This is a genomic window from Leisingera sp. ABM4_101 (assembly GCF_056158725.1).
In genome coordinates, this window is the sequence record NZ_JBSWTV010000002.1 from 135,512 (window position 1) to 144,968 (window position 9,457).

The window sequence follows — 9,457 nt, forward strand, 5'->3', positions numbered from 1 at the left end:
ACGGAGATAAGCGCCCAACATGCCCGATCCGGTCCGCCCTGCTGACGACGGCGCCCGCGCCCTGGCCCAGCGCCTGATGGCTGAGGCCCGCTTTGCCGCGCTCGGCGTGCTGCTGGAGGACGGCAGCCCGCTGGTCACCCGGATCGGCTTTGCCCTGGACCCGCAGGGGGAGCCGGTCAGCCTGATCTCCGGCCTGGCGCTGCACTCGGCAGCGCTGCGGCGCAATCCCGCCTGTTCGCTGCTGGTCGGGGAGCCGGGCGCCAAGGGCGATCCGCTGTCGCATCCGCGCCTCAGCCTGATGTGCCAGGCCCGTTTCCTGGAACGCGCCACCCCGGAGCACACGGCGCTGGCGGCGCATTACCTGCAGGCCCAGCCGAAGGCAAAGCTGTACCTGCAGCTTGCGGATTTCACCTTTGTCCGCTTTGGCGTGACGGCGGCGCATCTGAACGGCGGCTTTGGCAAGGCGTTCCGCTTTGCCAGAACCGATCTGCACGGGGCGGGCTAGGATCAGCTGTCCATCCGCATGAGGACCTGCACCTCGCCCTTGACCGCTTCGCCCCAGCGCAGGCGGATTTGGTCGTTGCCGGACCCCTGCTGCGTTTCCGTATACGGCACAACATATCGGGTGCTGTTGCCGCTGGTGCGCAGCGGTCCCAGCGGCACCACGCTGTCCACGTACCGGGCAAATCCCTGAAACGGCAGCATCCCGTCTGACGGCACCGTCCAAGAGGAGGAGGCGGAAGACTGGTCATGCCACACCCGCAGGGGATTGGCCGTTTGCACCGAGACATTGTGGTACATGTTGCCGCTGAAATCGACATTCTTGGACCGGCTGAAGTCGAGATCCGAAAAACTGGTATCCACCCGCTCAGCCCGGTCGATGCTGCCGTTGAGAGAGCGGAACTTGTTGCCGGTGACAGACAGGCCGTTCAGGAAATGCCCGCTGCCATAGGGTTTGACCACGATATAGCTGAACCAGGGCGCGACATCGCCCGACAGGAACACATTGGCCGTGACCGACAGTGCGCTGAAGGAAAAGCCGCCGGTGAAATCCGGCGTCGCATCGCGTTCATTGGTCCATTCGATGAAGCAATTGTCGATATAGTTGTCGGATACGGTTGAGGTGCAGTTGTTGGAGGCCAGCACCAGCCCGGCTGTGCGCACCCCGTTGGCAATGCTGTCTCCCTGGAAGAAATGATTGCCGGTCACCGTATTATTGCCGCCTGCCAGCAGCGCGAAATGGCGGAACCGCGTGGCCCGGTTGCTGCGCAGCTTGGCGTCATTGGAATTAACGTTCAGCGCAATGCTGGCACGGTCGGGCACATCCAGCGGATCCTCAGCCGACAGGAACTGGCAATTGTCGATCAGAATGCCCTGGCAGCCGCTTCCGGTGGAGGTGATGCCGCGGTCCTTGGGGCGCGAGATAAAGCAGCTGTCAAAGGCGTTGACCGACCCGGCCGGCGCCAGGCGCACGGCGCTGCAGCGGGAGTTGCACTGGAACTCGATCCCTTCCATGCCGAATTTGCTGAGCGCGCTGAAGCCGCTGAAATCCACCAGATACTTGAAGTCGCGGAAGGTGAAATTCTGGGTGCCCTCGGCATCATAAAGCGCACCGCTGAGGGTCAGCTCACCAGCGCCGGTGTTCTTGGATTTGACATAGATCTCGCGGCCCACGCCGGCGCCTTCGACCAGCGCGCCGACAGCGATATTGGCGATATTGGCAACATTGGTCAGCTTCTTGGAGTCCGACGCGCTGTAGCTCGCCTGCGAAGTCACCACATCCGTGTCCCAGGCAGCGCTGTTTGCGGCCTCCAGCTGGCCGTTGCGGATGACCCGGCGGGTGGCATAGGAGCTCTTGTTGGGCACCGCTGCAGCCATGTCGATGGGTCCGGTGACGGTGACCTTGCGGCCCATCAGGTCAAGCAATTCATGATCCGCATTGTTGATCAGCGCCTGAAAGGCTTTCTTGAACCCCAGCTCCTCGTTGCCAAAGGCGGCAGCATAGGCGGGGAAGTTAAAGTTCTTGGTCAGGAGCAGCATCTGATCATCCGGCATTTCAACCGTGCCCTCGAACACCGCCTCGTGGTTCAGCGACACGGTGCCGGCCAGATAGAACTCCCCCGCGGGCACCAGGATGCGGCGGCCGTTTGCGGCGGCGTCTGCGGCCTCGAACGCGGCGGTGCAGTCAAAGCTGCCGTTGCCCACTGCGCCGTAATCGGTGACGTCCACAAGGCTCAGCATGTCGCGGTGGAAAGCGCTGGTGATATCGGTGATCTCAATGTCATCAATCCGCACCACACCGCCGTTGGCACCGGTAAGGTCGAGCCCGAAATGGCCGTAGGCCGCCGTTCGGCCCCAGGGCATGTCCACCCCACCGCGGCTGCCGCTGCCGATGATGCCGGTCGCCTCTACCACCGCGCCATAGGTGCTGAGCGCCACCTGCGGCGCAACTTCGGTGACGCCGCTGATGTGGTTTCCGTTGCTTTGCGCCGCCCAGCCCGCAACCCGGACTGAAGGCAGCGCGCCGCTGACAGCCTTGATGCGGACCTTGACCTGCAGGTAGCAGCCAGGGCTGACCGGCGTTTGCCCCATAAACCGCAGCTTTTGCACGGCTGCGGTTTTCTGCAGCTCCAAACAGCCGCCGAAATCCCCGTCCGCCGCCACAAAGGCGGCATTGGCGGCCCCGTCATACGTGTCTGAGCCGGGGGTGCCGTCGCCGCTGGACCAGACGTCCAGGCCGTCCGCAAAGGCGGGGGGCATCAGCTGCAGACCTTCGGTGATTGCCTTGTTCATGGAAAACCCTTTCCTGCTGCGCATTTCGCGTTCGGGGAAAAGGATGTACAGTTTCCGCGTTAACATCGCCCAAGGGGGGCGTACGCTGCCCCGGGCTCAGGTGCTTTCACCCTGCCCTTTGAGCAGCTGTACCGCGTTGATTTTCCAACCGCTTTCCAGCTTAACCATTTGGTAATCCAACAGGTGCACGGCACCGTTTGCATCGGTGATCATCACCCGCTGCCACAGGTTGCCCGCCACCTCGCGCAGGTCCAGATAGCGCACCTCAGCCGGGCGCCAGACCATCGGATAGCCCTGGCGGACCATCTGCCCGAAGCGGTCCGGAGTGACAAAGATCCTGCGGATATTGGGAGAAGCATAGGTAAAGGCGGCGGCAAAATCGTCCTGGAGAAAAGCCGTGATCTGATCACTGATCACATCGGTGACAGCCGCCCTTTGCGCGGTGGCCGGAAGGGCCAGAAGGACAACAACAACACTCGCTAACAATACCTTGAGCATCTGCCCCTCCCGGGTCGCCAGACTCCAGTTAGGGCGATGTGACGTTACGTCAAAACTTTTTTGACGGAGGCCCGGTTCAGACCCTGCCTGCGCAAAGCGCAGGCATTATGGAGGCAAAAGAAAAGGGCGCGGAAAGCCGCGCCCTTGCTGATTGGCAGCCTGCGAAAGCTTACGCCAGCTCGCCCGCCAGCGCCTTTTCGATCAGGGCGATGGTGTCGTCGACCCCGTAAAGCGCGATGAAGCCGCCGAAACGCGGCCCTTGGGAGGCCCCCAGCAGCACCTCGTAAATCGCCGAGAACCAGGCGCGCAGCGGCTCGAACCCGTGGATCTTGCCGATGGCAAAGACGACGGATTGCAGGAATTCCTCATCCGCAAAATCCGCCTCGGGCAGCGGGTCGGTGTTGCCAGCGATCTCGTTCTTCTTGGCAATCGCGGCCAGCGCGGCCTCTGCCGATTTCAGCGCGTCCGCCAGATCGCTGAGCGCCGCACGCTCCTGATCGGTGGGCAGGCGGAACTCTTTCGCGGGTTTCACGAAGTCGTTGAAATAAGCCACCGCAAAGCCCGCCGCCTGGTCCATGCCCGGATGGGTGTCGGGGGTGGCGTTGGGGGCGTATTTGTTGATGAAGCCCCACATGGTCTCCTTGTCCTCAGCACTGGAGGCGGAGGCGAGGTTCAGCAGCATCGAGAACGGCACCACCATATCCGAGCGCGGCACGTCGCCGCCGTGGATGTGCCACACCGGGTTGTTCAGCTGCGCCTTCAGGTCCTGGCCATGGTAGGCGCGCAGCTGCTGGTGGTATTCGTCCACCGCCTTGGGGATCACGTCGAAATGCATCCGCTTGGCGGTCTTGGGCTTCTGGTACATGAAATACGCCAGACTCTCGGTCGAGGCATAGGTCAGCCATTCGTCGATCGAGATACCGTTGCCGGAGGATTTGGAGATCTTCTGGCCATTGGCATCCAGGAACAGCTCATAGGTGAAATGCTCCGGCGCGCGCTGGCCCAGCACCCGGCAGATGCCGTCATAGATCGGCGTGTTGGTGGAATGGTCCTTGCCGTACATCTCAAAATCGACTTCCAGCGCGGCCCAGCGGGCGCCGAAGTCCGGCTTCCACTGCAGTTTCACGTTGCCGCCAGTGACCGGCAGGGTCCATTCCTTGCCGTCCTCGTCGTCAAAGGTGATGGTATACGTCTCGGCGCAGACCTTCTTCATCGGCACATACAGAACACGGCCGGTTTCCGGGTGGATCGGCAGGAAGATCGAATAGGTCTGGCGGCGCTCCTCGCGCAAGGACTTCAGCATGATCGCCATGATGTCGTCGTACTTCTCAACGGCGCGCTTCAGCACCTCGTCGAACTGGCCGGAGCCGTAGAATTCGGTGGCGGAGTAGAATTCATACTCGAACCCGAAGGTATCCAGGAACCGGCGCAGCATGGCGTTATTGTGGTGGCCAAAGCTCTCATGGGTGCCGAACGGGTCCGGCACCGAGGTCAGCGGCTTCTGCAGATGCTCTGCCAGCGCCTCCTGGTTGGGGACGTTGCCCGGCACCTTGCGCATGCCGTCCAGGTCGTCAGAGAAGCAGATCAGCTTGGCCGGAATGTCCGAGATGGTCTCGAACGCCTTCTTGATCATGGTGGTGCGGGCCACCTCGCCGAAGGTGCCGATGTGCGGCAGGCCCGACGGGCCATAGCCGGTTTCGAACAGCACATAGCCCTTCTCCGGCGCGCCCTTGGCATAACGTTTGAGAACCCGGCGGGCTTCTTCAAACGGCCAGGCTTTGCTCTTAAGAGCCTCGTTGCGCACATCAGACATTTGTGTTCTCCATCGGCGGCAGTTGCGTCAGTTCTTCAGGGTGCCGCATGATCATCCCGGATGCCCCATGCACCCGGCCCTTCCCTCTATTGTGCCTGCGCAGCATGAGTTAATAATGCCAGCCCCGCCGGTGCAGGCATTTGCGGCCATGGGCCGCGCAAAAAATGCCGCTGTGCCGCGGTCTGCCGTTGAACCCGGCTGCGGGCGTACCTATCCTGCTGGCATCAGTTTTCTTCAAACAAGGAATTCGTCCATGAGTGAGCAAACCCCGCACCCGATGTCCCCGCAGGACTGTCTGGTGGCGCTGATGGTGGCGGTGTCTGCCTCGGACGAGAACATCCGCACTTCCGAGCTGGTCAAGATCCAGTCGGCGGTGAACATGCTGCCGGTGTTTGCCAACTACGATATCGACCGGGTCAGCCGGATTTCCCAAACCGTGTTCGACCTGTTCGAGCAGGAGGACGGGCTGGCGGCGCTGTTCGGTCTCATTCGCGGCGACCTGCCGGAACGGCTGTTTGAAACCGCTTACGCGCTGTCCTGCGACGTGGCTGCGGCGGATGGCACCCTGGGCGAGACCGAATTGGAGTTCCTGGCGGAGGTCCGCTATGAGCTGAACATCGACCGGCTGCACGCCGCCGCGATTGAGCGCGGCGCGCGGGCGCGCCACATGGTCTGAGCCGGCCAGGTTTACCCTGCTTCCCTTGCCCGCCGTGCATGGCGGGGTTGCACAACGCAAACTTGCATTAAATTTGCCACATTCCCATCTCGCGCTAGTTCAACGCGTACCGGGAATTGGGTTATGGCTGCATGGCGAAGAGACATAGGTGAAATCCGCAGGCTTCTGCTTGAGATAGAGGGCGGGAGGGAAGCGTTCTGCGCCCTGCCGCGCTCTTCTGCCGAGGCGATGATGCTGCCGGTGGAGGACTGCCTGCCCGACACCGAGGCCCGCCGGCTGGCCTATCATCTCAGCCTTTTGGAAAGCGCGGGGCTGGCCCGGTTCAGCCGCCTGTCAAACGGCAACTGGCATGTGCGCGGGCTGACCTGGAGCGGCCATGAGCTGCTGGACAACATCCGCCGCGAGGACATCTGGGAAGCAGTGCAGGAACGCCACCGTCAGCTGGGCGGCTTCAGCATGGAGGTGCTCAGCGGTCTGGCAGGGGAGTTGATGCGCCGGAAGGCCGGCAAGCTGCAGCCATCCGGCACCTGAGCAAGCGTTCTCCGGGGACCCGGCCGGCACAGCCCCCTGCACCGGCCGTATCACATCAGGCCAGGGCCAGAATGCGGGCCGGCCCGCCGGAGCCGCCGCGATGCGCAGGCGCCCCTACGAACAGCCGGGCGCCGCTGGCAGGCACCTGGTCCAGATTGGCCAGGTTTTCGATCCCGTAACGGTTCTGCGGCAGCCAGGCATAATGCGTCGCAAAATCCTTGGACGGCCCGTGGTCCAGCGACAGCGTGTCCACCGCCAGCGCCACGGCGCCGGTTTCCAGCAGCATCTGCGCCGCCTCCACGTGGAAGCCGGGGAAATGCATGACGCCCTCGCTGTCGGCATTGCGGAACCCGTCGCCGCCGGTCTTGCTGCCCCAGCCGGAATGCATCGCCACGCAGGCGCCGTCCGGGATGTCGCCGTGCTCCGCGGTCCAGGCCTTGATGTCGTCCGGCGTCACCTGGGCGTGCGGGTTCTCAGCCGCGCGGGCGGCGATGTCGATCACACAGAGCGGGCAGATCAGGTTCTGCACCGGGATTTCATTCACCGCCTGCCCGTCAGCCGAGAAATGCAGCGGCGCGTCGATATGGGTGCCAGTGTGCTCGTTGAGAGTCAGATTGAACAGGTTGAAACCGTTGTCCTTGAAATTGAAGGCCTGGGTGATCTCCAACCCGGGCTGGCCGAAATAGGTCGGGAAATCGGCGTCATAGGCATGGGTCATATCCACCACCCCGCCGTGCGCCATGGCGGCAGCGGGGGCAGAGGCGCCCGCCCCAAGGGCAGCACCGGCGGCGGCGGCGGCACTGGCCTTGAACAGCGACCGGCGCGACAGCATCCAGTCCTTGACGGCATTCATTACGCAATGGTCACACATGGGCTTCTCCCTGGCTGGCGCCGCCTTGCTGGCGGCTGCATTGGCAGGAAACTAGCCTGAGTTGTGCAATGCCAAACCTCTGCGCGCTCCCCTGGCTTCACGTCTGCGCCAGACCGGTCACTGGTAGAGCGCGGAATTGAGGTAGCGCAGGCCGGTGTCGATCACCACGGTGACCACCCGCTTGCCCGGCCCCAGTTCGCGCGCCCGCTGCAGCGCCGCCCAGATGTTGGCACCTGAGGTGATGCCACCCAGCAAGCCCTCCTGCTGCGCCAGCATGCGGGCAGCGGCAAAGGCGTCCTCGTCCCGGACCGGCACCACATCGTCAATCAGGTCGCGGCGCAGGATCTTGGGCTGGAAGGACAGGCCGATCCCCTCCAGCTGGTGGGTGCCGCCGGTATCACCGCCCGACAGGTTGCGCACGTGATAGGGCTCGATGGCGATGATGCGGGTTGCCGGATTGGCCTCCTTCAGCACCTCGGCATTGCCGGAAATGCAGCCGCCGCCGCCGGTCGCCATGACAAATTCATCCACCGCCCCGTCCAGCTGCGACAGGATTTCGCGGCCCATACCGTGATAGCCGCGCTTGTTGTCCATGTTGTTCACCTGATCGGTCCAGAACACATCCGGCTCCGCCGCCAGTTCCCTGGCCCGCACAATGGTGCGGTCGATCACGCTGGCGGTCAGGATGCCGCCCTCGGCGTGGATGATCTCCACCTCGGCGCCATAGGCGCGCATGGTCTGCAGCTTCTCCTCTGAAAATGCATTGGAAGAGACGAAATGCGCCCGGTAGCCGCGGGTGGCGCAGACCATCGCCAGCGAGCTGCCGGTGCTGCCGCCGGTGTATTCCACCACCTTGCCGCCGGGTTTCAAGTCGCCGCGCCGCTCGGCGCCTTCGATCATCGACAGCGCCATCCGGTCCTTCATGCTGCCGGTCGGGTTGGCGCCCTCCCATTTCACCCAGACCTCGGCCATGTCCGGGGTGGTCAGGTGCTTCAATTGAACAAGCGGCGTGTTTCCGATGGCGTTCATGTGGCGGGTCTCCCTTGCTGCGCGACTCACTTTCAAAATTAAAGTGACTATGCGGCAGTGGCTTTCATTTTGAAAGTCTCTTATTGTGCGGGATGAAAACACCTTTGGAGGCACGCCATGAGCCAGCCGCAGACCCAATTCCGCTCGCGCTGTTCGATTGCCCGGACGCTGGATGTGCTGGGGGACAAATGGACGCTCTTGGTGGTGCGCGACCTGATGTGGCACGGCAAGCATACGTTCCAGGAGCTGCAGGCGAGCGAGGAGCATATTGCCGCCAACCTGCTGTCAGAGAGGCTGAAGCGGCTGATGGCGTTGGGGCTGGTGGCGCGGGAGGCCTACCAGGACAGGCCGGTGCGCTACCGCTATGCGCTGACGGAGGCGGGCCGCAGCCTGGAGGGGCTGCTGCTGCAGATCATGGGCTGGGGCCACGCGCATCTGGGCGGCGGATTGTATGATCCGCAAACCGGGCGGACAGTGGCGGACGCTACCCCCGATGGGCCGCAATAAGCTTGCTTAGGCTCTGTTTCTGCTGCCCCTCAGCGTCGAAATTGCCGGGATCGAGCCATTCGGCATAAGCCGCCTCCAGCCGCGGCCATTCGCTGTCCAGCACCGCATACCAGGCGGTGTCGCGGTTGCGGCCTTTATAGACCACGGCCTGGCGGAACAGCCCTTCATAGGTGAAACCCAGCCGCTCCGCCGCCCGGCAGGAGGGCGCGTTCAGAGCATCGCACTTCCATTCATAGCGGCGGTAGCCGAGGTCGTTGAACACCCGCGCCATCATCAGAAACATCGCCTCTGTCGCGGCGGGCGTGCGCTGCAGGGACGGCGCATAGGTGATGCCGCCGACCTCGATCACGCCGTGTTCGGGCTTGATCCGCATGTAGCTGGCCACCCCTTCGGCCCGCCCGCTGGCGCCGTTGACGATGGCGAAATAGGGCTGCGCATCAACGCCGCTGGCGCCCTGGATCCAGGCCCGCAGCTCCGCCTCGGAGCCGAAAGGCCCCCAGGGGATATAGGTCCAGATCGCACCGCCGGGGTCCTGGCTGAAGGCGGCTAACAGATCCGCGGTGTGGCGGGCGGCATCCAGCGGCTCCACCCGGCAATAGCGGCCTGTCATACCGTCGTGGCCGGGCAGGCGCGCACCCTGCCAGTCCGGCAGCGCAGCACCGATGGGCTGGCCGTGGTCATTGATACGCTCAGTCATGGTCTGGTCCTTTGCACTCCGGGCGGTCAGATGCCATCTGCC

10 protein-coding genes are annotated in these 9,457 nt (G+C 63.5%); 4 read left to right on the forward strand and 6 right to left on the reverse strand.

Annotated features, from left to right (window positions below; all coding sequences use genetic code 11):
* The first annotated feature begins 19 nt into the window (after positions 1-19).
* The gene (locus ACXAEK_RS01705; protein ID WP_475039467.1) at positions 20-505 is read left to right on the forward strand and encodes a HugZ family pyridoxamine 5'-phosphate oxidase; all 486 of its coding nucleotides are present in this window, start codon (positions 20-22) and stop codon (positions 503-505) included.
* 2 nt (positions 506-507) lie between these two features.
* Here ACXAEK_RS01705 and ACXAEK_RS01710 read toward each other — a convergent pair whose 3' ends face one another.
* From ACXAEK_RS01710 to ACXAEK_RS01720, 3 genes are all read right to left on the reverse strand, one after another.
* A complete protein-coding gene (locus ACXAEK_RS01710; RefSeq protein WP_475039469.1) occupies positions 508-2,793 on the reverse strand; it encodes a right-handed parallel beta-helix repeat-containing protein in 2,286 nt (761 codons plus the stop codon).
* Between the two features lie 96 nt (positions 2,794-2,889).
* Positions 2,890-3,291 (reverse strand): DUF4864 domain-containing protein, encoded by a 402-nt coding sequence (locus tag ACXAEK_RS01715; RefSeq protein WP_475039470.1) that lies wholly within the window; start codon positions 3,289-3,291, stop codon positions 2,890-2,892.
* Between the two features lie 169 nt (positions 3,292-3,460).
* Positions 3,461-5,104, reverse strand: coding sequence for a lysine--tRNA ligase (locus ACXAEK_RS01720; RefSeq protein WP_475039472.1), 1,644 nt, complete (start codon positions 5,102-5,104; stop codon positions 3,461-3,463).
* A gap of 253 nt (positions 5,105-5,357) precedes the next feature.
* Between ACXAEK_RS01720 and ACXAEK_RS01725 the strand changes: the two genes are divergently transcribed.
* Together ACXAEK_RS01725 and ACXAEK_RS01730 are read left to right on the forward strand one after the other, a co-directional pair.
* Complete coding sequence (locus ACXAEK_RS01725) at positions 5,358-5,780, forward strand: tellurite resistance TerB family protein (RefSeq protein ID WP_475039474.1); 423 nt, start codon at positions 5,358-5,360, stop codon at positions 5,778-5,780.
* A 123-nt stretch (positions 5,781-5,903) separates the two neighbouring features.
* A complete protein-coding gene (locus ACXAEK_RS01730; protein WP_475039476.1) occupies positions 5,904-6,311 on the forward strand; it encodes a DUF2513 domain-containing protein in 408 nt (135 codons plus the stop codon).
* A gap of 55 nt (positions 6,312-6,366) precedes the next feature.
* Here the strand turns inward: ACXAEK_RS01730 and ACXAEK_RS01735 are convergent, their stop codons facing one another.
* Positions 6,367-7,182 carry a cyclase family protein gene (locus ACXAEK_RS01735; RefSeq protein WP_475039477.1) on the reverse strand — a complete coding sequence of 272 codons (816 nt, stop codon included), beginning with the start codon at positions 7,180-7,182 and terminating at the stop codon, positions 6,367-6,369.
* A gap of 117 nt (positions 7,183-7,299) precedes the next feature.
* A complete protein-coding gene (locus ACXAEK_RS01740; RefSeq protein ID WP_475039479.1) occupies positions 7,300-8,211 on the reverse strand; it encodes a PLP-dependent cysteine synthase family protein in 912 nt (303 codons plus the stop codon).
* Between the two features lie 117 nt (positions 8,212-8,328).
* On the opposite strand from ACXAEK_RS01740, the gene ACXAEK_RS01745 reads away from it, so the two are divergent.
* Entirely contained in the window at positions 8,329-8,718 is a 390-nt protein-coding gene (locus tag ACXAEK_RS01745; RefSeq protein WP_475039480.1) for a winged helix-turn-helix transcriptional regulator, read from the forward strand.
* Here the strand turns inward: ACXAEK_RS01745 and ACXAEK_RS01750 are convergent.
* Entirely contained in the window at positions 8,696-9,415 is a 720-nt protein-coding gene (locus ACXAEK_RS01750) for a GNAT family N-acetyltransferase (RefSeq protein WP_475039481.1), read from the reverse strand. The two genes, ACXAEK_RS01745 and ACXAEK_RS01750, sit on opposite strands and share 23 nt — an antisense overlap.
* Between the last annotated feature and the right edge of the window lie 42 nt (positions 9,416-9,457).

Bases quoted from the DNA above. Each gene is read 5' to 3' on its own strand.
- ACXAEK_RS01705 (WP_475039467.1), top strand. From the start codon at position 20: ATGCCCGATCCGGTCCGCCCTGCTGACGACGGCGCCCGCGCCCTGGCC.
- ACXAEK_RS01710 (WP_475039469.1), bottom strand. From the start codon at position 2,793: ATGAACAAGGCAATCACCGAAGGTCTGCAGCTGATGCCCCCCGCCTTT.
- ACXAEK_RS01715 (WP_475039470.1), bottom strand. From the start codon at position 3,291: ATGCTCAAGGTATTGTTAGCGAGTGTTGTTGTTGTCCTTCTGGCCCTT.
- ACXAEK_RS01720 (WP_475039472.1), bottom strand. From the start codon at position 5,104: ATGTCTGATGTGCGCAACGAGGCTCTTAAGAGCAAAGCCTGGCCGTTT.
- ACXAEK_RS01725 (WP_475039474.1), top strand. From the start codon at position 5,358: ATGAGTGAGCAAACCCCGCACCCGATGTCCCCGCAGGACTGTCTGGTG.
- ACXAEK_RS01730 (WP_475039476.1), top strand. From the start codon at position 5,904: ATGGCTGCATGGCGAAGAGACATAGGTGAAATCCGCAGGCTTCTGCTT.
- ACXAEK_RS01735 (WP_475039477.1), bottom strand. From the start codon at position 7,182: ATGTGTGACCATTGCGTAATGAATGCCGTCAAGGACTGGATGCTGTCG.
- ACXAEK_RS01740 (WP_475039479.1), bottom strand. From the start codon at position 8,211: ATGAACGCCATCGGAAACACGCCGCTTGTTCAATTGAAGCACCTGACC.
- ACXAEK_RS01745 (WP_475039480.1), top strand. From the start codon at position 8,329: ATGAGCCAGCCGCAGACCCAATTCCGCTCGCGCTGTTCGATTGCCCGG.
- ACXAEK_RS01750 (WP_475039481.1), bottom strand. From the start codon at position 9,415: ATGACTGAGCGTATCAATGACCACGGCCAGCCCATCGGTGCTGCGCTG.